At 72.6% G+C, this 20,100-nt stretch carries 18 protein-coding genes; 7 read left to right on the forward strand and 11 right to left on the reverse strand.

Annotated elements, in window-relative coordinates:
* Positions 1 to 15 precede the first annotated feature (15 nt).
* The 3 genes from Ate02nite_RS45435 to Ate02nite_RS45445 form a co-directional block, all read right to left on the reverse strand.
* Positions 16 to 1,092: a PhoH family protein gene (locus tag Ate02nite_RS45435; RefSeq protein ID WP_203814193.1), complete on the reverse strand. Its 1,077-nt coding sequence runs from the start codon at positions 1,090 to 1,092 to the stop codon at positions 16 to 18.
* Positions 1,093 to 1,200: 108 nt separating this feature from the next.
* Positions 1,201 to 2,580: a serine hydrolase domain-containing protein gene (locus tag Ate02nite_RS45440; protein ID WP_203814194.1), complete on the reverse strand. Its 1,380-nt coding sequence runs from the start codon at positions 2,578 to 2,580 to the stop codon at positions 1,201 to 1,203.
* Complete coding sequence (locus Ate02nite_RS45445) at positions 2,577 to 2,930, reverse strand: HIT domain-containing protein (protein WP_203814195.1); 354 nt, start codon at positions 2,928 to 2,930, stop codon at positions 2,577 to 2,579. The genes Ate02nite_RS45440 and Ate02nite_RS45445 overlap by 4 nt, the downstream gene beginning before the upstream one ends.
* Positions 2,931 to 2,953: 23 nt before the next feature.
* Here Ate02nite_RS45445 and Ate02nite_RS45450 point away from each other — a divergent pair, with 23 nt between their 5' ends.
* Together Ate02nite_RS45450 and Ate02nite_RS45455 are read left to right on the forward strand one after the other, a co-directional pair.
* A complete protein-coding gene (locus Ate02nite_RS45450; RefSeq protein WP_239148186.1) occupies positions 2,954 to 5,326 on the forward strand; it encodes a beta-glucosidase H in 2,373 nt (790 codons plus the stop codon).
* A gap of 35 nt (positions 5,327 to 5,361) precedes the next feature.
* Positions 5,362 to 6,357, forward strand: a complete 996-nt coding sequence (locus Ate02nite_RS45455) for an ABC transporter substrate-binding protein (protein WP_203814196.1) — start codon at positions 5,362 to 5,364, stop codon at positions 6,355 to 6,357.
* On the opposite strand, the gene Ate02nite_RS45460 is transcribed toward Ate02nite_RS45455, so the two are convergent.
* From Ate02nite_RS45460 to Ate02nite_RS45480, 5 genes are all read right to left on the reverse strand, one after another.
* Positions 6,354 to 8,087 (reverse strand): ABC transporter ATP-binding protein, encoded by a 1,734-nt coding sequence (locus tag Ate02nite_RS45460; RefSeq protein ID WP_203814197.1) that lies wholly within the window; start codon positions 8,085 to 8,087, stop codon positions 6,354 to 6,356. The two genes, Ate02nite_RS45455 and Ate02nite_RS45460, sit on opposite strands and share 4 nt — an antisense overlap.
* Positions 8,084 to 9,607, reverse strand: coding sequence for an ABC transporter transmembrane domain-containing protein (locus Ate02nite_RS45465; protein WP_203814198.1), 1,524 nt, complete (start codon positions 9,605 to 9,607; stop codon positions 8,084 to 8,086). The genes Ate02nite_RS45460 and Ate02nite_RS45465 overlap by 4 nt, the downstream gene beginning before the upstream one ends.
* An 85-nt stretch (positions 9,608 to 9,692) precedes the next feature.
* Entirely contained in the window at positions 9,693 to 10,454 is a 762-nt protein-coding gene (locus Ate02nite_RS45470; RefSeq protein ID WP_203814285.1) for an ABC transporter ATP-binding protein, read from the reverse strand.
* Positions 10,455 to 10,471: 17 nt separating this feature from the next.
* The gene (locus Ate02nite_RS45475) at positions 10,472 to 11,506 is read right to left on the reverse strand and encodes a FecCD family ABC transporter permease (RefSeq protein ID WP_203814199.1); all 1,035 of its coding nucleotides are present in this window, start codon (positions 11,504 to 11,506) and stop codon (positions 10,472 to 10,474) included.
* Positions 11,503 to 12,531: an iron chelate uptake ABC transporter family permease subunit gene (locus tag Ate02nite_RS45480; protein WP_203814200.1), complete on the reverse strand. Its 1,029-nt coding sequence runs from the start codon at positions 12,529 to 12,531 to the stop codon at positions 11,503 to 11,505. The genes Ate02nite_RS45475 and Ate02nite_RS45480 overlap by 4 nt, the downstream gene beginning before the upstream one ends.
* A gap of 148 nt (positions 12,532 to 12,679) precedes the next feature.
* Here Ate02nite_RS45480 and Ate02nite_RS45485 point away from each other — a divergent pair, with 148 nt between their 5' ends.
* Both Ate02nite_RS45485 and Ate02nite_RS45490 read left to right on the forward strand, forming a co-directional pair.
* On the forward strand, positions 12,680 to 13,087 hold the full coding sequence (locus tag Ate02nite_RS45485) for an S-adenosylmethionine decarboxylase (RefSeq protein WP_239148189.1): 408 nt from the start codon (positions 12,680 to 12,682) through the stop codon (positions 13,085 to 13,087).
* 2 nt (positions 13,088 to 13,089) lie between these two features.
* Positions 13,090 to 13,926 (forward strand): hypothetical protein, encoded by an 837-nt coding sequence (locus Ate02nite_RS45490; RefSeq protein ID WP_203814201.1) that lies wholly within the window; start codon positions 13,090 to 13,092, stop codon positions 13,924 to 13,926.
* An 11-nt stretch (positions 13,927 to 13,937) separates the two neighbouring features.
* Here Ate02nite_RS45490 and Ate02nite_RS45495 read toward each other — a convergent pair whose 3' ends face one another.
* Together Ate02nite_RS45495 and Ate02nite_RS45500 are read right to left on the reverse strand one after the other, a co-directional pair.
* A complete protein-coding gene (locus Ate02nite_RS45495) occupies positions 13,938 to 14,672 on the reverse strand; it encodes a 16S rRNA (uracil(1498)-N(3))-methyltransferase (protein WP_203814202.1) in 735 nt (244 codons plus the stop codon).
* Positions 14,673 to 14,702: 30 nt separating this feature from the next.
* Positions 14,703 to 16,130 (reverse strand): serine/threonine-protein kinase, encoded by a 1,428-nt coding sequence (locus Ate02nite_RS45500; protein ID WP_203814203.1) that lies wholly within the window; start codon positions 16,128 to 16,130, stop codon positions 14,703 to 14,705.
* Between Ate02nite_RS45500 and Ate02nite_RS45505 the strand changes: the two genes are divergently transcribed.
* The 3 genes from Ate02nite_RS45505 to Ate02nite_RS45515 are packed head-to-tail and all read left to right on the forward strand — an operon-like array spanning position 16,108 to position 19,260.
* Positions 16,108 to 17,541 (forward strand): hypothetical protein, encoded by a 1,434-nt coding sequence (locus tag Ate02nite_RS45505; protein WP_203814204.1) that lies wholly within the window; start codon positions 16,108 to 16,110, stop codon positions 17,539 to 17,541. The genes Ate02nite_RS45500 and Ate02nite_RS45505 overlap by 23 nt on opposite strands.
* Positions 17,541 to 18,137: a class F sortase gene (locus Ate02nite_RS45510; RefSeq protein ID WP_203814205.1), complete on the forward strand. Its 597-nt coding sequence runs from the start codon at positions 17,541 to 17,543 to the stop codon at positions 18,135 to 18,137. Before Ate02nite_RS45505 ends, Ate02nite_RS45510 begins: the two co-directional genes overlap by 1 nt.
* Complete coding sequence (locus tag Ate02nite_RS45515) at positions 18,109 to 19,260, forward strand: vWA domain-containing protein (protein WP_203814206.1); 1,152 nt, start codon at positions 18,109 to 18,111, stop codon at positions 19,258 to 19,260. The genes Ate02nite_RS45510 and Ate02nite_RS45515 overlap by 29 nt, the downstream gene beginning before the upstream one ends.
* Positions 19,261 to 19,403: 143 nt before the next feature.
* On the opposite strand, the gene Ate02nite_RS45520 is transcribed toward Ate02nite_RS45515, so the two are convergent.
* Complete coding sequence (locus Ate02nite_RS45520; protein WP_203814207.1) at positions 19,404 to 20,075, reverse strand: hypothetical protein; 672 nt, start codon at positions 20,073 to 20,075, stop codon at positions 19,404 to 19,406.
* Between the last annotated feature and the right edge of the window lie 25 nt (positions 20,076 to 20,100).

Consider the following 20,100-nt stretch of genomic DNA (forward strand, 5'->3'; position numbering starts at 1 on the left):
CTTTACCCCTTGGTATCAGCGCCGGTGCCCGGTGCGGCCGCCGGATGCGGCTCGGCCCGGCACGGCGTGGACGGATTGAGTGGCGCTCTGTTCCTGCTCGACGTCGTACCGCGCGTACGCGTCGACGATCTCGGCGACCAGCCGGTGCCGGACCACATCGCTGCTGGACAGCTCGGCGAAGTGCACGTCCTCGACGTCGCGCAGGATCTCGCGGACGATCCGCAGGCCGCTGGTGGTGCCGCCGGGCAGGTCGACCTGGGTGACGTCGCCGGTGACCACGATCTTGGCACCGAACCCGAGCCGGGTCAGGAACATCTTCATCTGCTCGGGCGTGGTGTTCTGCGCCTCGTCGAGAATGATGAACGCGTCGTTGAGCGTGCGGCCGCGCATGTAGGCCAGCGGCGCGACCTCGATCGTGCCCGCCGCCATCAGGCGCGGGATCGACTCGGGGTCGAGCATGTCGTGCAGCGCGTCGTAGAGCGGGCGCAGGTACGGATCGATCTTCTCGTTGAGCGTGCCGGGCAGGAAGCCCAGCCGCTCGCCGGCCTCGACCGCCGGCCGGGTCAGGATGATCCGGCTGACCTGCTTGGCGGTGAGCGCCTGCACGGCCTTGGCCATCGCCAGATAGGTCTTACCGGTACCGGCGGGGCCGATGCCGAAGACGATGGTGTTCTGGTCGATGGCGTCGACGTAGCGTTTCTGGCCCAGCGTCTTGGGGCGGATGGTCTTCCCGCGCCGGGACAGGATGTTGAGGGTCAGCACGTCGGCCGGCCGCTCGGTGGTGTTCTGCTCGAGCATGGCGGCGGTGCGCCGCACTGAGTCGACGGAGAGCGTCTCGCCCTTCTCGATCAGCTCGATGAGCTCGGAGAAGAGTCGCTCGGCGGTGGCGTTCTCGGCCGGGTCACCGGTGATGGTGATCTCGTTACCGCGGACGTGCACATCGCTGGCGAGGGTTCGCTCGATGAGCCGCAGGATTTCATCCTTGGCACCCAGCAGGTTGACCATGATCTTCGGGTCGGAAACCGAGATCTTGGTCTGCACCCGCGCCGCGCCGTTGGAGCCCGCGCTGGAAGGGTTCGGCGTACCGGTCATAGGGCGGCCCGGGGGCCTCCGCCACCTGCTCTCATACTCGTTTGCCGAAGGAGATGCCATCGTATCCGCTACGCCGCCCGGACGCCGATGCCATTATCGCCGGGTTGGCTACTCCGGCCCGTCCGAGGCGAGACCGCCGTCGAAGCCGTCCTGCAGGCGAGTGAACCGGTAGGTCGCCCAGTGCATCCGGGCGACCGCTCCGGTGTCGTCCCGGGTGAGCCGCAGCAGCTCCCCGGTCTCCCGCCCGGAGACGGTGCGCAGCACGCCGGGACGGTCCGGGATCGGCGCGAAGATCGACGGCGGCAGGTCGGCCGGCGCGTCGGCGTCCCGGGCCTGCAACGCCCCGGCGTGCCAGGCGAACGTGAACGGCGAACCCTCGCTCCACCAGGTGCCGAGCGCCGAGCGGTACTCCCGGGGCGCGGGCGCCGCCGGGCGCCACGGTTCGATGTCGGCCGGATCGAGCTCGACCGCGAGCCGCAGCAGCTCGTGCACCAGGTCGAGGGTCTCGGCGGCGGTGGTCGAGGAACCGAGGACCGCGCAGCCCAGCCCGGCCGGGACGCCCTCGCCGCCGCGCCGGCCGTAGACGCCGGCCAGGAAACCGGGCATGGCGCCGTTGTGGCCGACGTGCACGGCCCGCCGGCCCTGCGGGGCGAGCAGCAGGCCGAGACCGAAGCCGCTGACCCACTGGGTCTCGTCGCGGGTGGTGTGCGGCCAGCGCATCTCGTCCAGGGTGGTGGCGGCCAGCACGGCACCGTCCGGGTCGACGGTCTCCGGCGAGGCCAGGAACGCGCCCCAGGTGGCCATGTCGGCGGCGGTGCTCCACAGCTGGGCGGCCGGGGCCACCCCGCCCGCGTCCAGGTAGGGCTCGGGGCGGGCGGCGTCGGAGTAGGCGTCGACCAGGTAGCCGACGGCCGCCTGGGCCGGCGGCAGCACGGTGGTGGCGGCCAGGCCGAGCGGGTCGAGGATCCGGTCGGCGAGCAGCTTCTCCCAGGTGGTGTCGTGCAGCCGGGCGACCAGATGCCCGAGGACGGCCAGGCCCAGGTTCGAATAGTGGAAGCGCAGCGCGTGCGGCAGCACCCGCTCGGCCCGGTCGAGCTGGGCGAGCATCTCGGCGGACGACGGCGGCATCAGGGTGTCCCAGATGTCGCCGGGGGCCTCCCGCTGGAAGCCGGCCGTGTGCGAGAGCAGCCGCCGGATGGTGGCGTCGCCGTGCGCGGGCACGTCGAGGTAGGCCGAGATCGGCTCGTCGAGGTCGAGCAGCCCCTGGTCCCGGGCCTGCAGGACGAGCACCGCGGTGAACGTCTTGGTGACCGAGCCGATCCGGAACCGGGTGTCCCGGTCCAGCGGGAAGTCCGGATTGCCGGAATCGCCGACGGTGAAGATCCACGGCTCCCGGTCGGCCCGGCGCAGCGCCACCGACAGGGCCGGGATCCGGCCGGTGGCCTGGGCCTTGCGGGCGGCGCGGGCGTAGCGGGCGGTGACACTCATCGGGGTGCCAGCATCGGGCCCAGCGAGGTGCCGCCGAGGACATGGGCATGCACGTGGAACACCTCTTGACCGGCGTACCCCCCGGTGTTGAAAAGCAGCCGGAAGCCGTCGGTGAGCAGACCCTCGGCCTCGGCCACCGCGGCCGCCGCGGCCAGAAGGTCGGCGGAGCCGGCCGGATCGGCCCGGGCCAGGGCGACCACGTCGGGGTGATGAGCCTTGGGAATCACCAGTACGTGGACGGGCGCCTTCGGGTCGATATCACGGAAGGCGAGGGTCGTTTCGGTCTCGTGCACCACGGTCGCGGGGATCTCACCGGCCACGATGCGGCAGAACAGGCAGTCGTTGTCCACCCCGACGATCTTAGGGTGAGGGAATGAGTACGCGAGCGATGGCCGATGTCGAACACCTTCTCGGCGAACTGGACCTGGCCGAGAAGGTCTCCCTACTGGCCGGGCAGGATTTCTGGTCGCTCCCGGCGATCGAGCGGATCGGGCTGCGCTCACTGGTGATGTCGGACGGGCCGATCGGGGTCCGGGGCATCGGCTGGGCGCCGGACGATCCGTCGGTGGCCCTGCCGAGCCCGACCGCGCTGGCGGCGGCCTGGGATCCGGAGCTGGCCGAGACCGCCGGTCTGCTGCTGGGCCAGGAGGCGCGGCGCAAGGGGGTGCACGTGCTGCTGGGGCCCACGGTGAACCTGCAGCGCACCCCGCTGGGGGGCCGGCACTTCGAGTGCTACTCGGAGGATCCGCTGCTCAGCGGCGAGATCGCGGTCGGTTTCGTGCGCGGTGTGCAGCGGCACGGCGTCGGCACCACGGTGAAGCACCTGGTCGGCAACGACTTCGAGACCGACCGGATGGAGGTCGACGTCCGGATCGGCGAGCGGGCGCTGCGGGAGATCTACCTGGCGCCGTTCGAGCGGGTCGTCGAGGCCGGCGGCTGGGGCGTGATGAGCGCCTACAACGGGGTCAACGGGTCACCGATGGCGGCCAACGGGCGGCTGCAGGACGAGGTGCTCAAGGGCGAGTGGGGCTTCGACGGGGTGGTGGTCTCCGACTGGCGGGCGGCCCGGTCGACGGTCGGGTCGGCGCTGGGTGGCCTGGACATCGCGATGCCGCAGCTGGAAAACCCGTGGGGGGAGAAGCTGATCGCGGCGGTCAAGGCCGGCGAGGTGCCGGAAGAGGCGATCAACCAGAAGGTACGCCGGGTGCTGCTTCTCGCCCTGCGGGTCGGCGCGCTCGGCACCGAAGCTGCGCCGGAGGAGGACGAGCTGGATGGGGAGCAGGTCGCGCACGAGGTGGCGGCCCGCTCGTTCGTGCTGGTCCGCAACGAGAACTGGACGCTGCCGCTGGAGCCGGCCGGGCTGACCAAGGTCGCGGTGATCGGCGCGCTCGCGATGGACGCGCGAGTGCTCGGCGGCGGCAGCGCCCAGGTGTCCCCGCCGCACACCGTCTCCCCGCTCGACGGCCTGCGCCGGGCCCTGTCCGGGGTGGACGTCGAGTACGCGGTGGGCGCCGACCCGCGCCCGTTCCTGCCGGCCCTGCACAGCCCGACCCGGGTCACCATCGGCACCCACGAGTTCGAGGTGGAGCCGGCCGCGGTGCGCTGGATCGGCTCGCTGCCGGGCGGCCTGCCGATGGAGTCGGTCGACGGCCTGCGCCTGGAGACCACGGTCACCCCGGCCGAGAGCGGCGAGCACACGTTCGCGGTCTCCGGGTTCGGCACGTTCCGCTTGAAGATCAACGGTGAGGTCCGGTACGAGGGCACCCTGCACCCGCCCGGCACCGGCCGCGCCGACCTGCTGCTGTCGCCCCGCGAGCAACGGGTCACGGCCGTGCTGCGAGCCGGCGAGCCGGTGTCGATCGTGCTGGAGCAGACCATCGTGCCCGGCCTGGCCCACTCGGTCGCGACCACCCTGGGGCACCGCCCGCCGTCCCCCGACGAGGACGGGCTGATCGCGGAGGCGGTGGCGCTGGCCGCCGAGTCCGACGTGGCCGTGGTCGTGGTCGGCACCACCGAGCAGGTCGAGTCGGAGGGCTTCGACCGCACCTCGCTGGCCCTGCCCGGCCGGCAGGACGAGCTGGTCGCCCGGGTGGCGGCGGCCAACCCGCGCACGATCGTGGTGGTCAACGCCGGCTCGCCGGTGCTGATGCCGTGGGCCGGCGAGGTCGCGGCGACCCTGCTGACCTGGTTCCCCGGCCAGGAGGGCGGCGCGGCCCTGGCCGACGTGCTGCTCGGCGCGGCCGAGCCGGGCGGCCGGCTGCCGACGACCTGGCCCCGGCGCGAGAAGGACTGCCCGGTGCTGGAGATCACCCCGCGCGACGGCGTCGTCGCCTACGACGAGGGGGTGTTCGTCGGCTATCGCGGCTGGCTGCGGGCCGGCCAGAAACCGCTGTACGCGTTCGGCCACGGTCTCGGCTACACGACCTGGCACTACGACGAGATCGCGGTGACCGCGACCGAGGCGGTGGTCACCCTGACCAACGCGGGCGGGCGGGCCGGGCGCGAGGTGGTGCAGGTGTACGTCGGACCGGCCGGCGCGGACCGGGATCGTCCCGAGCGCTGGCTGGCCGGCTTCGCCAACGTGTCGGCGCATCCGGACGAGACGGTGACCGTGCGGATTCCGCTGCCGCCGCGCACCTGGCAGATCTGGGACGACGGCTGGACCACGGTTCCCGGCGACTACCGGGTGATCGCGGCGCACGCCCTGGACGACGAGCGTCTGGAGTCGACGGTGACGATCTCGTGATCTCCGGGGCAGACAGGTGAGGCTAACCTAACCTCATGATTCTGCCCCTCAACCGTGTGTTCGCCACCGCCGCGGCCGCCATCCTGATCGGTGCCCTGGCCGCGTGCGGTGGCGGCAGCGACGACACCGCCACCCCGGCGTCGGCCGGGTCGGGTGCTGCTACCGGCTTCCCGGTCACCATCGCGCACAAGTTCGGCGAGACCACGATCAAGGCCAAGCCGCAGCGGATCGTCACGGTCGGCTGGAACGACCAGGACTTCGTGCTGTCCCTCGGCGAGGTGCCGGTCAGCACCCGGGAGTGGTTCACCGAGTACCCGGCCTATCCGTGGGTGTCGGCGAAGCTCGGCGGTAAGGCGCTGCCCACGTTCTCCGCCGAGATCAACTTCGAGGCGATCGTCAAGCAGCAGCCGGACCTGATCCTGGCCATCTACGAGACGATCACCAAGGAGACGTACGACAAGCTCTCCGCGATCGCGCCCACGGTCATCCAGTCCGCGGACTACAAGGACGAGGAGACGCCGTGGGACGTGCAGACGCTGACCACCGGCAAGGCCCTCGGCAAGGCGGCCGAGGCGCAGGCCCTGGTCGAGAAGGTCAACGCCAAGGTGGAGGAGGCCAAGAAGGCCAACCCCCAGTTCGCCGGCCAGGTCCTGGTCGAGGACTACGGCCCGGAGAAGGGCGAGCACTGGCTGATCCCGGCCAAGGACCCGCGGCGGTCGCTGTTCGACGCGCTCGGTTTCGCCACCCAGGAGCAGGGCGAGGACGTCAGTGAGGAACGGCTCGACCTGGCCGACCGGGACGTGCTGTTCATCAACGGCGCCACCAAGGCCGACATGCTCACGTCGCCGGTCTTCAGCAGGCTGAAGGTGGTCGCCGAGGACCGCACGCTGTACACGTCGTTCGAGACGCCGCTGGCCGGCGCGCTGTCCTACTCCGGTCCCGACGCCCTGCTCTACGCGCTGGACAAGCTGCTGCCCGAGCTGAAGAACGCCACCGACCGAGACCCCAACACCAAGGTCAACGAGCTTTAGGTACGGCTTTGCCAGGCCTCCCACAGCTCGGCGTACCGGCCGTGGGCGGCCACCAGCTCGTCGTGGGTGCCCTCCTCCAGGACCGCGCCGTGTTCCAGCACCACGATGCGGTCCGCCGAGGCGGCCTGGGTCAGCCGGTGCGCCACCAACAGCGTGGTACGGCCCCGGGTGGCGGCCAGCGCCGACTCCTCCAGGGCGCGCGCGCCCGCACTGCCGGCCTCGGCGGTGGCCTCGTCCAGAATGGCCACCGCCGGGTCGAGCAGCACCAGCCGGGCCAGCGCCAGCTGCTGACCTTGCGCGGCGGTGAGCGGGTGCCCGCCCTCCCCCAGCACGGTCTCCAGTCCGTCCGGCAGGGCCAGCGCCCAGTCCAGCGCGCCGACCGTGTCCAGGGCGTCCCGGACCAGCTCCGCGGGCGCGTGCGGGCGGGCCAGCCGGACGTCCTCGATCAGCGGCCCGGCGAACACGTGCGTCTCCTGGCTGACCACCGCCACGGTGCCCGGGGCCAGCTCGTCGACCGGAATTCCGCCGGCCGAGGCCGTACCGCAAAGGGGCCGCAGGATGCCGGCCGCGATGGAGGCCACAGTGGTTTTTCCGGCGCCGGTCGAACCGACGAGCGCGACCCGCTCGCCCGGCGCGACCCGCAGGTTGATGTCCTGCAGCACCGGCACCCGCTCGTCGTAGGCGAAGCACACGTTGCTCAGCGTCAGGTCGGCCTTGTCGAGGCGGACCGTGCCGGCCGGCGCCACCGGCAGGGTGCCGACCCCGACCAGCCGGGCCAGGCCCGCGCCGGCCTCCTGGATCTCGTCGAAGGTGAACAAGATCATGCCGATCGGGTTGAAGAGCCGGTGGAACAGCACGGCCGTCGCCGCGGTCTCGCCGACCGTGACCCAGCCGGAGCGGACGAACCAGAAACCGGCCACCAGGATCGTCGCGAGCCCCACCAGCTCGGCCCGGTTGATCCGCCCGACGAACCGGGTGAACAGGGTGAACACGCCGATCGACAGGTCCCGGGCCCGGCCCGAGGCGTGCTCGATGCCGGTGAGATGCCGCTGCTCGAGGCGGTACGCATGCACGGTGCGTACCCCCTGCAGACTCTCCATCAACAACTGACTTCGATCCGCGATCGCGGTCCGCTCCCGGGCGTAGATCGGCGCCGACCGCGGCAGGTACCAGCGCAGCGCCACCAGGTACAACGGCAGCGTCGCGACCCCGGCCAGGCCGAGCCGCCAGTCCAGGCCGAACATGGCGGTGACGCTGAGCGCGGCCAGCAGGACCGCCGAGATGACCGTGGGCAGCACCTCGGCCGCGGCCGTCCCGATCGCGGCGACGTCCGCGCCGACCCGGGACAGCAGGTCACCGCGGCCGGCCCGGTCCAGCACGGTGGCCGGCAGCCGCAGCGCGGTGGCCACGGTCTGCTCGCGCAGGGCGGCCAGGATGCGCTCGCCGAGCCGGCTCACCAGGGTGCTTGTCGCGCCGGTGGCGATCCCGCCGATGATCGCGGCGGCCACCACGACCGCCGCGATCGGCAGCAGCGCGGACGGCGACTCGCCGTCCCGGACCAGGTCGACGAGCAGGCCCAGCGCGGTCACCGGCACCACCGACGCGGTGGCCGCGACCAGCCCGGCCGCGGTGGTGACGGCCAGCTCGAGGCGGCGGGTGCGCAGCTGGGCGAGCAGCCAGCCACCGGTCTGCGCCGGCGTGGCGACGGGCAGGGCGGTCATGGCCGTCATCGCAGGACCGCCGCCCGGTAGGCGGGATCAAGGGCGGCCAGCGACGCGTGCGTGCCGGTGGCGACGATCTCGCCGTCCCGCAGCATCACCACCCGGTCGGTGACCGCGAGCAGGGCCGGGCTGGTGGTGACGATCAGCGTGCCGAGCTGCGAGCCGGGGCGGTGCCGCAGGTCGCGGATGCCACGGGCGATGGAGTGCTCGGTGACCGCGTCGACCGCGGTGGTCGGGTCGTGCAGCACCAGCAGCCGGGGATGCGCGAGCAGCGCCCGGGCCAGGGCGAGACGCTGCCGCTGACCACCGGACAGGGCCGAGCCGCGTTCGGCGATCGGGTGGTCGAGCCCGTCCGGGTGGGCGTCCACCACGTCGTCGGCCGACGAGGCCCGCAGCACCGCGTCCAGCTCGCGGTCGGCCGACAGCACGATGTTCTCCCGGATCGTGCCGGAGAACAGCTCCGGGTGGTGCGGCGCGACAAGCACGTCCGGCGAGCCGTCGTCGTAGCGGCCGACCAGTTCGGCGGCGTCGGCCTCGGCGACCACACCGAGGCATTCGCCGGTGGCGGGCAGGATCGGCGGGCTGCCGGCCGGGGCCGGCGCCGGGGACGAACCGACCAGGTCGGCGATCCGGTCGGCGGAGGCCCGCGCGGTGGCGATCCAGCCGGGCGCGGCCGACAGCGTGCCGAACGGCTCCCCCAGGAACGCGGCCAGCCCGATCACGGTGACCAGCTCCCCCGCGCTGATCCGGCCGGTCAGCGCGAACCAGCCGGCCAGGATGGCGATGCCACCGGCCAGCAGGGCGCTGATGCTGTTCGACGCGGCCTGGAACAGGCCCTGGGTGCGGGCCGCCAGCAGGGTGGCGCGCAGCGACTCGCCGCTGACCTCGCGGTAGCGGGTGTCGGCGGCCTCCTGCGCGCCGATGCCGCGCAGCGGCCGCAGGCCGGTGACCAGGTCGGTGGCGACCGACGAGGCCCGGCCGGCGACCTCCTGCCGGGTGGCGATCCGCCGGGTGATCCGGGGTGCGGCCCGCTGCAGCGCGATCAGCACGAGCGGGGTGCCGAGCAGGACAACCAGGCCCAGCGGAACCGAGATGAGGCACAGCCCGACCGCGCTGACCGCCGTCGCCACCAGCGCGCCCACGATCCGCGGCACGTAGTCGAGCAGGTAGGACGCATGGTCGGCGTCGGTGGTGGAGATGGTCAGCACGTCCCCGGTGCGCACCTCGGCCCGCGGGTCGAGCACCTTCGCGGCCACCTCCAGGCGCAGCGCGTGCGACTCGTCGGCCAGGGCCCGCATCAGCTGCCGGGCCCCGTTCCGGTAGGCCGTGGTGAGCAGCAGGAACAGCAGGCAGAGCAGGCCCACCCAGGTGACCAGCCGGGACACCGAGCCGGTGGCCACGGCCAGGTCCACGGTCTCGCCGATGACGATCGGCACGAACGTCTCGCACGCCTGGTGCAGGGCGATCAGCAGGCAGCCGGCCAGCAGCCGCCAGCGGTTACGGGCGATCGCCCGCCACAGGATGTTCATGCTGTGCCTTCCTTAGACATGCCCTTCTGGCCCTCGCCTGCAGCCTGGGCGTGCAACTCACCGAAGTGCCGCTCGGTGCAGGCGGTCATGCCGCCGCCCGCCCCGGGATGATCAGCGGCGTGCCGGCCACCGGGTCGGTGATGATCACGCAGGGCAGGCCGAACACGTCTTCGATCAGCTCGGCGGTGATCACCTCGCCCGGGTTGCCGCGCGCGACGATCCGGCCGTCCTTCATGACGATCAGGTGATCGGCGTACCGGGCGGCTTGGTTGAGGTCGTGCAGCACGGCGACCATCGTGGTGCCCTGCTCCCGGTTGAGCCGCACGCACAGCTCTAGCAGGTCGATCTGGTGGGCGATGTCGAGGAACGTGGTCGGCTCGTCGAGCAGCACGATCGAGGTCTGCTGGGCGAGCACCATGGCCACCCAGACCCGCTGCCGCTGCCCGCCGGACAGCGTGTCGACAAGCTCGCCGGACAACTCGGTGACGCCGGTCGCGGCCATCGCGGACACCACCGCCTCCTCGTCGGCCGCGGTCCACTGCCGGATCAGGCTCTGATGCGGGAAACGGCCGCGGGCCACCAAATCTGCCACGATGATCCCGTCCGGGGCGATCGACGATTGCGGCAGCAGTCCCAGCCGTCTGGCCACCTGCTTCGCCGGTTTGCCGTGAATGTCGGCGCCGTCCAGCAGTACCGTGCCCAGCTTCGGTTTCAGCAGCCGGGCCAGCGCCCGCAGCAGGGTGGACTTGCCGCACGCGTTGGGTCCGATGATCGCGGTGAACCGGCCGTCCGGCACCTCCAGATCGAGGTGCTCGCTGATGATCTTCCGGTCGTACCCGACGGTGATGTCGCGCGCGGCGAGACTCACTGCTTCCTCCCCTGCCTGAGCAACAGCCAGGCGAAATAGGCCCCGCCGACCGCCACGGTCACGACGCCGACCGGCAGTTGGGTGGGCGCGAACGCGTGCAGGGCGAGCCAGTCGCTGACGATCAGCAGCAGCGCGCCCATCGCCGCGGCGGGTGCCATCGCGACGCCCGGCGTGCCGGTCAGCCGCCGGGCGAGCTGCGGGGCGGCGAGCGAGACGAAGGAGATCGGCCCGGCCGCGGCGGCCACGGCCGCGGTCAGGGCCACCCCGATGACCAGGTACGCGAGGCGAGCGCGCTCCACCCGTACGCCCAGCGCCGCCGCCGCGTCCTCGCCCATCTCCAGCAGCGACAGCCGCGGGCCCATCGCCACCAGCACCACCGCCAGCACCCCGAGCACCACCGCGACCGGCCCGACGCTGCGCCAGGCCGCGTTGTTGAGGGTGCCCTGCCCCCAGATCGAGACGGCCAGCGCGACGGTCAGGTCGGCCCGCATGATGAACCACTGGTTGACCGAGGTCAGCACGGCGCCGATCGCGATACCCACGATGATCAGCCGGAAGCCCTGCACCCCGCGCCGGTAGGCGAACAGGTACACGGCGGCCGCGGTGAGCAGCCCGCCGACCAGCGCCCCGGCCGCGGTGACGTAGTAGCCGGTGCCGACGGCCACGGTGGTGACCAGCACCCCGGTTACCGCGCCGGTGTTGAACCCGATCACGTCGGGGCTGCCCAGCGGGTTGCGGGTGAGCGCCTGGAAGATCGCCCCGGCGATCCCGAGCGCCGCCCCGAGGATCAGCGCGAGCAGCACCCGCGGCAGCCGCCACTCGACCACCACCAGGTGATAGGCGCCCGAACCCTGCCCGGCGAGCGCCTTCAGGACGTCCACCGGCGGGATGTCGACCTCGCCGGTGCCGAGCGCGAGCACGGCGGTGGCCAGCGCGGCCAGCACCAGCACGGCGCAGACCACCAACGGGCGGACCGGGACGCGGGCGACCGGGCGCAGCACGATCGTGCGGCGGCCGAAGTCGAGACTCATCGGGTACCGACCTTGGCCCGGCGGATCCACCAGATCAAGACCGGGGCACCGACGAACGCGGTGACGATGCCGACCGGCAGCTCACCGGGCCGGATCACGACCCGGCCGACGATGTCGGCCGCCAGCAGCAGAACCGGACCGCACACCACGGTGTACGCGAAGATCCAGCGCTGGTCCGGCCCGGCGAACCCGCGCACCACGTGCGGGACCATCAACCCGATGAAGCCGATCGGCCCGGCCGCCGCGGTGGCCGCCCCGGTCAGCAGCATGACGGCCAGAACAGCCAGGAGACGGGTACGGCCGATGCCGGCGCCCAGCGAACGGGCCAGGTCGTCGCCGAGCGAGACGGCGTTCAGCGACCGGGCCACCAGCAGCGCCACCACCGTCCCGGCCAGCACGAACGGCAGGATGGTGCGGGCCACCTCGAGCGGCCGACCGGCGATCGTGCCGGCATCCCAGAAGCGCATGTAGTCGAACGCCCGCGGGCGGACCAGCCGGACCCCGGCCGAGATGCCGTCCAGCACCGCGCCGAGCGCGACCCCGGCCAGGGTGAGCCGGATCGGGGTGGCGCCACCCCGGCCGGCCGAGCCCAGCACGTACACGCCGAGCAGGGCGAACGCCACCCCGCCGAAGCCGAACCACAGGTACTGACTGACGTCGGTGCGGCCGAGGAAGCCGATCGCGACGACCATGAACAGCCCAGCCCCGGAGTTGACGCCGAGGATCTGGGTGTCGGCGAGCGGGTTGCGGGTGACCGCCTGGATGACCGCTCCGGACAGTCCGAAAGCGACACCCGCCAGCAGTCCGAGAACTGTCCGTGGCACCCGCAGGTCGCGCACGACGGTCTGATCGTCGCCGGCGCCGTGGTGCACGAGGGCGTCCCAGACCGTGCCGGGGGCGATCGCCCGGGTGCCGATCGCGACGCTGAGCAGACAGACGAGGGCGAGAACGCCGAGCAGAACGGCCAGCACGGCGCCTCGCCGAAGGGCCGGGCGCGCATCGCTCACGGTGCGCGTCAAGACCATGACCGAAGGCTAGCCTAACCAACTTCGCCGGTCATGATCCGCGTGTGGGCTAACTCTCTGTAATGTCGGCCGCATTGACTCTGCGTAGTTTTTGGCTAAAGTCGTATGAGTCCGATTCACCCGGAAATGCCTGCCAGGAAGAAGTGACATGACGCTCGCGCTCCCGAACGCCATCACCCTCGGTAACGACACCATCGCGGACGACGCCGCTGCGTACCGTGACCTGGCGCCGATGATCCACCGTCAGCGACTGGTGGTCGAGGGCTACCCGACGTTCGTGATCACCGACGAGCACATCAAGGACTATCTGTCGAAGCTCTCGGTGGTGACCGACATGATCACGATCATCGAGCCGGTGACCCACGTCAGCGAGATGTACGGCTGGGCCGGCTGGATCCACTGGGAGACCTCCGGCGCGCACTTCTACTCCTGGGAGCGCCCGGTCTCGTTCTTCAGCGTCGACGTCTACACCTGCAAGGCCTTCGACCCGGCCAAGGTCGTCGAGTTCACCGAGCAGTACTTCCGCACCACCGAGATCGTCGCGAAGGGGTTCTGACCGTGTCGTACGACCTCGCCGCGAGCACCGTCCGGCTGCGCACCGCGGCCGCCCTGGCCGCGCACCCCTCGGCCGGCCGGTTCGTGGCCCTCGCGGTCGGGGCCGCCTCCCCGATGGCCGACGTGGCCCGCGACCTCGAACGGCAGGTCTTCGAGACGTCGTTCGGCAACGGCGCCGCCCAGATGGCCGCCGAATACCGGCGCTACGAGGACGACAGCCTGTTCTTCATCGTGCTCGACCGCAAGACCGGGATGCCGGCCGGCGCGGCCCGGGTCATCGACGGCGGCGGCAAGACCCTGGACGACGCGCCCGACCTGATCGACACCTCGCTGTCGGCCATCGTCGCCGTGCACAACCTCGACCACGGCCGGATCTGGGACTTCGCCACCCTCGCAGTGCTGCCCGCGTACCGCGGTGGCCGCTCCGGACTGACCGTCAGCTCGCTGCTCTACCGGACCTTCCTGAACGCGGGCAGGCTGGCCGGCGTACGCCATATCGTCGCCATGCTGGACCACCGCGCCCACCGCAACCTCAAACTGATCGGCGTGCGCTTCGCGCCGATGGCCGGCTCGGAGCCGTTCGCCTACCTCGGCTCGCCGAGCACCGAGGCCCTGCACGTGCCGTTCGCCGAGCTCATCCCGTCGATCGCCGAGCAGGCCGCGCGGCTGGGCCGGTTCACCGGCGAGTTCCACGGCGAGATCCGGGCCCGCGGGGTGCGCCGGCTGATCACCCGCCGGGTCGCGGCCCGGGTCGCCGGGCAGATCGCCACCGGCGACGGCCTCGACGAGCACATCACGCTGCCCGGCCTGGACCGCCGTCAGCTGATCCGCCAGCGCTGAGCCTTCTGGCTTTACCAGCGATCCAGGCGAGCGGACAGCACCGACAGCGCGGCCACCCCGGCGGTCGAGGTGCGCAGCACCTCCCGGCCGAGCCGCACGGCGGTCGCACCCGCGGCCTCGAACGCCGCCCGCTCGGCGTCGCTGATGCCGCCCTCCGGGCCCACCACCAGCACGATCTCCCCGGTCGCCGGCAGCGTCGCGATGGACAGCCGCTCGGTCGCCTCCTCGTGCAGGACGAAGCCGGCCGCGGCCTCGGCCAGGCGCGCCGCCACCTGCTTGGTCGAGCAATCCGGATCGCCGCCCACCCGCGGCAGCCAGGAGCGCCGGGCCTGCTTGGCCGCCTCCCGGGCGGTCGAGGCCCACTTGTCCCGGGCCTTGAAGCCGCGGTCGCCGCGCCACTGCACCACCGATCGGGACGCCGCCCACGGCAGGATCTCGTCCACCCCGATCTCGGTCATCGCCTGCACGGCCAGCTCGCCCCGGTCGCCCTTGGCGATGCCCTGCACCACGACGAGCCGCGGGTCGGGTGCCGGCACGGTCGCCCGCCCGGTGACGGTGACCTCGACGCTGCCCCGGCCGACCGCGGTGACCTCGGCGGTAGCGCTGCCGCCCCGCCCGTCGGCGAGCACGAGCACCTCACCCACCCGCAGCCGCTGCACGGTGGCGGCGTGATGCCCCTCCGGCCCGTCGAGGGTGTAGGCGGAACCGACCGGCAACTCGTCGACCAGGAACAGGGGTGCGGACACCCCCGGACCCTATCGTCAGCCGCCCGATCGTCAGCCGCCCGGCGGAGCTTGGAAGCTGTCCATCACCTCGGTGAAGCGGGGCAGCTCGGACGCCCACGCGTTGGCCGGCACCTCCCAGCTGAACCAGTACACCTGCCCGCCCCGGTTGATCAGCCGCTGGATGCCGTGTATCTCCGACGGGCCGGTGACGGCGGTGTACTCCCAGTCGGCGCCGGCCGCGCCGGGACCCTGCTCGATCCGGATCCGCCGGTACCCGGGCACGCCCATGGACCTGAGCCGCTCCATCTCGGTCAGGGCCTCGATGAGGTTCGGCGGGGTGGGATGCAGCGGCTCGGCCCGCAGCCGGGGACCGTTCGGGTAGTCGGCGGCGGCCAGCCCGAGGCCGGACTCCTCGGCCTTCAGGTCCAACGGCAGCATCACCCGCATGCCCGTCCCGCTGACATACCAGTACCAGCCCCGGGCCGGGGCGGCCGGGCTCGCCGCCACCGCCGGGGTGCCGGACCGGTCGTCCGGGCGCAGGACCACCACGGCGGCCGCCACGGCCAGGATCACGGCCAGCGCGGCGGCGAGGGCCAGCCCGCCCTTCCGGCTCGCCCGCCGGGCGCTCGGCTCCGGGTGCAGGTCGGGATGCGCGGCCGGCTGACCGGTCACCGACCGCAGGGCGGCCTCGACCATGGCCGGCTCGGGCCGGGCGGCCGGGTTACGGCGCAGCAGCGCCACGATCAGCTCGGTGAGCGGCCCGGCCTGCCGCGGCGGCTCCGGCGTCTCCTCGGCCAGCGCCAGCAACGTCTCGGTGGTGCTGGCCCGCACGAACGGCGGCCGGCCCTCCACCGCGTGGTAGAGGGTCGCGCCCAGCGACCACAGGTCCGACTCGGGCAGTGCCACCCCGTCCAGCAGCCGCTCCGGGGCCAGGTATTTCGGCGAGCCGAGGACGATGCCGGCACCGGCCAGCGCGTGCACGCCCTCGGAAGTCACCGCCGGGCCGAAGTCGCTGAGCATCACCCGGCCGTCGGTCGCGATCAGCACATTGGACGGTTTGATGTCGAGGTGCAGCAGGCCGGCCCGGCGCACCGCGAGCAGCCCCTCCAGCACGGCCAGGCCGATGCCGGCGACCCGGGCCGGCGGCAGCGGGCCGGACTCGTCGAGCACCTGCTGCAGCGACCGGCACGGCACGAACTCCATCACGATCCACGGCGCGTCGTCGGCCGGCAGCACGTCCAGCGTCCGGACCACGTTCGGGTGATCGACCAGGGTGAACGAACGGGCCTCCCGGGCCGTCCACACCCGGAACACGTCTTCCTCGTCCGGGCTCAGGCCCTCCGGCAGGGCGCACTTCTTGAGCGCCACCGCGGTGTCCTCGACCTCGTCGTGGGCAAGCCAAAGACGGCTCATCCCGCCGGTGGCGAGCGGGTGCAGAACCCGGTACCGACCGGCGATGAGTTCCCCCACCGTCACCATGTACGGGACGCTACTGCATCGATACACCGGGCTCGACCCGCTCGACCCGCGGGCGTATGGTCGGCGGCAGTCCATTGATCCATGGCTTCCTCTGATCCGTAAATCCTCCGGTCTTGGCGACGCGCATATGTGGAAACACGGCAAAGGTCAGCTCTGGCGGGTGCTGCCGCTCCTCTGCACCGGCCTGCTCTTTCTCACCCCCGTGCAGCCCCGGGTGCAGGTCGCGCACGCGGCATTGGCGCCCGCCGACCTGGCAATCCGGTTCGAGGCGCTGCTCGGGCAGCACTCCGTGCTCGCCGCCGACCTGATGCGCAGCCGCATCCGCGGCGACGACGACTTCGTGCAGGCCGCCAACACCGCCCTGGGCCGCAACACCAAGGACATGGCCGCCCTGGTCGGGCAGTTGTTCGGCACCGGGACGGCGGATAAATTCAGTCCACTGTGGTCGGAACACATCGTCGAGCTGGTCGCCTACGCCGGGGCGCTCGCCGCCCGCGACGACAAGGCAAAGGGCGACGCCCTGCACGAGCTCACCGAATATGAGGTGGAGCTGGGTGACTTCTTCGCGGGCGCGTCACACGGCCGGCTCAGCCCGGCGGCGGCCCGGCAGGCGGTGGTCGCGCATGTCGGACATCTGACAGGCCAGGCCGACGCGTACGCGGCCGGCGACTACGCCACCGCCGACGACCTCTACCGGATGGGCTACCAGCACACGTACGACCTGGGGCTCACCCTGGCCGAGGCGCTGCTGCCCGCCGCCGACGCCGCCACCCTGCGCGAGCCGCTGTGGCGGCTGCGGTCCCAGCTCGGCAAGCTGCTCGCCGAGCACGCGGTGCTGGTCGAAGACCTCACCCGGGCGGCCGTGACCAACACCCCCGACTTCGCCGCCTCCGGCGACATGATCAACGGCAACACCCGCGACCTGGCCGCGGCGATGGACACGCTGTTCGGCCCGGCCGCGGCCCGGCAGTTCCAGTCACTCTGGGCCGATCACGTCGAGCAGCTGGTGGCCTACGCCCAGGGCAACAAAGACTCCGCGCGTACGGCGATGGCCGGCATCGAACGCAAACTCGGCACCTTCCTGTCCGGCGCGACCGGCGAGCGCATCGCCACCGGCCGGCTCACCGCGGCACTCCAGCAGCACGACACGATGCTGATGCGGCACGCCGACGCGTACGCGGGCAAGGACTACGCCACCGCGCACGACGTCGCCTACCAGACCTACCAGGAGATGTTCGACCTGGCCCGAACGATGGCCGACGCGTTCGGGGCAAGCGTGGCGGCGCGCCTGCCGCGAGGCGGGGCACAGACCGGCTACGGCGGAATGGCCACAGTCGTGGCAGCGCGGCCACAGACCGGCTTCGACGGGATGGCCACGGTCGTGGCGTCCTCCCCCAGACCGGGCCGCTGATGCCGCCGTACGCCCGTATCCCGGCCCTCGCCGCGCTCACCCTGGGCCTGCTCGCCGGCCTGGGCAGCAGGCCGGCGGCCTCGGCGCCGGCGCCGTCCCCGTCCGCACCACCGTCGCCGCGGCCGGCCTTCCATGCGGACCGCACCTACGACGCCGTCGCCGTGCCGGTCCGGCTGCGCATCCCCGCGCTGCACGTGGACAGCCCGGTGCAGACGCTCGGCCTGCGGGCCGACGGCACGATCGCGGTGCCGTCCCGCACCGACGTAGCCGGCTGGTACGACCAGGGCCCCCGTCCCGGCCAGCCCGGCCCCGCCGTGATCCTCGGCCACGTCGACTCGACCACCGGCCCGGGCATCTTCATCGGCCTGGCCGCCGTGCGTCCCGGCACCACCGTCCGGATCGACCGCTCCGACGGCACCTACGCCGCCTTCCGCATCACCCACATCTCCCGGGTGCCGAAGGTCGAGTTCCCCACCGACGTCGTCTACGCCCCCACCCTCGACCCCACCCTCCGCCTGGTCACCTGCGGCGGCAGCTTCGACCGGTCCCGCGGCAGCTACCGAGACAATGTCATCGCCTTCGCCGACCCCGCATAGGGTCACCGCCGCCCTGACCGCGCTGGTAGCGGCCCTGCTGGCCGCCGCCCCAGCCCAAGCCGCCTTGCCAGCCCAGGCCGCCGTCCCACACCCACCAGCCGCCGCACGACTGGCGGTCGCCGCTCCGGCGGCGGGCGCCGAGGTGCTGCTGCCGCCCGCGGCTGCGCCGCTGCCGGTCGCCGGAGTGCTTTCCGGTGGCGGCGAAACCACGGTGGTGGTTGACCTGGCCACTCTCGCCGGGGCTGACCGGCGTTCGGCCCGGGTCACTGTGGACGGACACACCGTGGACGCCGACCTGCTGCCGGTGATGTCGGACGGCCTGAGCGTGGCGCTGGTGGTGGACGCGGCCGAGGCCGGCGCCGGGACGCTGCCCGCCTGGCTGAGTGCGGCCGCCCGCTTCGTACTGGAGGCGCCGATCGGCACCGACGCCGTGGTCGTCCCGGACCGGCGCCCGGCCGCCGCACTCACCGCACCGAAGCTCGGTGCGGCCGGCGTGGTGGAGGCGCTCGCCACCGTGCGCCCCGAAGGCGAAAGGGACACCGCCGCCGCACTCGCCCTGGCCCGCGGCCAGTTCCCACCGGCCGCGGCGGGCCGCCGGCTGGTGGTGATGTACACGTCGGCGCCGGCCGCCGGCGACGAGACGGCCGCGCGGGTCGCGGAGGAGTTCCGCCGCGACGGCACGATGCTGGTGGTGGTCGGCACGGCCGCGGCCGGCGATTACTGGTCGGCGGCGGCCACGGCCACCGGCGGCTTCTTCGCCCCGGTCGGCGAGCCGGTCGTGGTGCCCGCCCTGGACCAGGTCGAGTCCACCCTGCGCGACCGCTATCTGGTGCGCTTTCCCACCCCCGACGCACTGCCCGCGCGAGCGTCGATCACCGTCGGCACCCTCACCGCCGAGACCATCCTGCCGGCCCCGGGTAACGCCAACCGGGGACGGCCGTTCGCCCGCACGCTGCTGATCGCACTAGCGCTGGCCGGCACGGCCGCCCTGGTCATCGTGCTGATAGCCCGCACCCGGCGGCCTCGCCCACCGGCCGGGCCACCCGGCTTGACCAGCGTCTTCACCGGCCGAGCCACGGTGCCCGGCACCACCCGCGGACAAACCCGAGTGCCCTGGCTGTAAGCCGATAACCGGCCAACCACGGCCTCTGCCTGGCCAACCACGCGGCCCTGACTGGCCACGACCAACCCGGCCCATGCCTGGCCGGCCACGCAGCCTCAGACCGGCCACGACCAACCCGGCCCACGGCTGGCCGACCACGCAGCCTATGACTCGTCGGCCTCGCGCTGGCGGCGGGACTGGTCGCGCACCCGGGACAGGGCCGAGTCCCACTCGTCCGGTGGGGCGTCCACTTCGCGGCCGCCGGTGAAATAGTCGCCGTGCGAGATGATCGCGGACGCCAGCGCGACCAGCGCGGCCAGCGTCAGGAGCACCTGCGCGCCCTGGATGATGTCCTCGGCCCACGGGTACCACCCCGGGAAGAGCAGCTCTCGCACCGCCGGGACCCGATCGCCGATCGCCGAGCCGTGCAGCTGCTCGAAGTAGGCCGCTACGGTGTGCGACTCGGTGGCGTCCGAGCCGACGCCCATGATTCCCAGCAGGAGAGTCAGCAATCCGCCACCGATCGCCCAGCTGCGAGCCCAGAGCCGGCCGCGCCGCAGCCAGATGCCAAGAATGGCGTAGGCGATGCAGAGGACCCCGAGAACGATCAGCTCGACGGCCCCCTCCCGGCCACGCAGTAAGGCGGGCGGCGTGATGCCGTACTCAGTGTTGATGCTGTCGAGCGCCGCGAGCAGGTGTTTCGACTCGGCGCTGCCCCACCATTGCAGTTCCAGGATGCCGTCGAGCACGAGCAGCAGCCCGACCGGCGCCAATGCCAGCGTCAGCCAGGCCGCCACTCGCACCACACGCGGCGTAGTCGTATCAATCCCCGTCATGCCGGGGATGCTAGTCACGTCGCGC

It is taken from the genome of Paractinoplanes tereljensis (assembly GCF_016862435.1).
GTDB classification, from domain to species: domain Bacteria; phylum Actinomycetota; class Actinomycetes; order Mycobacteriales; family Micromonosporaceae; genus Actinoplanes; species Actinoplanes tereljensis.